Here is a 1,095-nt window from a genome sequence, read left to right as displayed (position 1 = left end):
GCAAGGTTATAGGCCAGCTATGGCTCGTGTTCGCTCCGGAGAACTTCCTTGGACCAAGATTGATGATCTGCACCGCATGATCCTAGATGATGTTCTCAAGACCTTCAAAATCAATTCTTTATCTGAAGCGCAAATACAAGACCTCAATCTAGTCTGGCACCGCCTTACTCCTTGGCCAGAGGCTGTCGAAGGCCTACACAAGCTGAAAAGTCAGTTCACAATCGTGACTCTTTCCAACGGAAATCTGGGCTTATTAGCCAACATGGCTAAAAACGCCGGGCTACCCTGGGACCTCATTCTTTCCGCCGAGGTATTTCGCCACTACAAGCCGGATCCAGAAACCTATCTAGGAGTGGCGGAGACCTTTAACATTAGACCGGAAGAGGTCATACTGGTTGCAGCACATAAAGATGATTTAGAAGCCGCCCATGCCTGTGGACTACAAACGGCTTTTATTGAACGTCCAATGGAGTTTGGCAAAAATCATCTTCGAAATGATCTACATGTGGAGCAATTTACTAACTATCACGCAAAAGACTTTCTAGATCTTGCGCGCCAGCTAAACGCATAAGATCTAGTTTGGCATTAAACGTATTCAGCAACCTCTACGAGGTTATTGTCTGGGTCACGCAAGTAGACAGAACGAATCGGTCCAAGAGCACCACGTCTAGGCACTGGACCAACATCAATTGCAACGCCATTGCTCTGAAGATGAAAAATGAAGTCATCCAAGGGGATCGCTGAAATCAGGCAAAAGTCACCAGAGCCAATCGTAGGAACTTTGGCTTTTGTAGGCGTTTCTGTATCTTTATCTTGAAGATTAATTTTTAATTGCCCAAAGCGCAATGAATAACGGGGCTGACCTTCTGGCCCAGTAAAAAACTCTCGCTCAAACCCTAAAGCTTTTTCATACCACTGTGTAGTGCGCTCAATATCTGTAACAGTTAGGACAATATGATCAATGCGATCGATAATATTTTTCAAAGCAGTCTCCAAGATGATTGGCAATCATTAATAAAATTGCTCGATTCATCATACCGAAGAATTTACAGATTTGCCTAGACTGAGGTCTTAGAGATAAAGAATGCCTTGGGT

2 protein-coding genes are annotated in these 1,095 nt (G+C 44.2%); one reads left to right on the top strand and one right to left on the bottom strand.

Translation table 11 applies throughout. The features are described from left to right. Nucleotides 1-571: haloacid dehalogenase type II (locus tag B7Y67_RS19040; RefSeq protein WP_293599971.1), on the top strand; the 571-nt coding region annotated here is incomplete at its 5' end. A 14-nt stretch (nt 572-585) separates the two neighbouring features. On the opposite strand, the gene B7Y67_RS19035 is transcribed toward B7Y67_RS19040, so the two are convergent. Continuing rightward, complete coding sequence (locus B7Y67_RS19035; RefSeq protein ID WP_215302693.1) at nt 586-984, bottom strand: VOC family protein; 399 nt, start codon at nt 982-984, stop codon at nt 586-588. Nucleotides 985-1,095 lie beyond the last annotated feature (111 nt).

This window comes from Polynucleobacter sp. 35-46-11, from assembly GCF_002281105.1.
The sequence above is the reverse complement of the archived record's forward strand: the minus strand, read 5'-3'. Positions and strand labels throughout refer to the sequence as shown.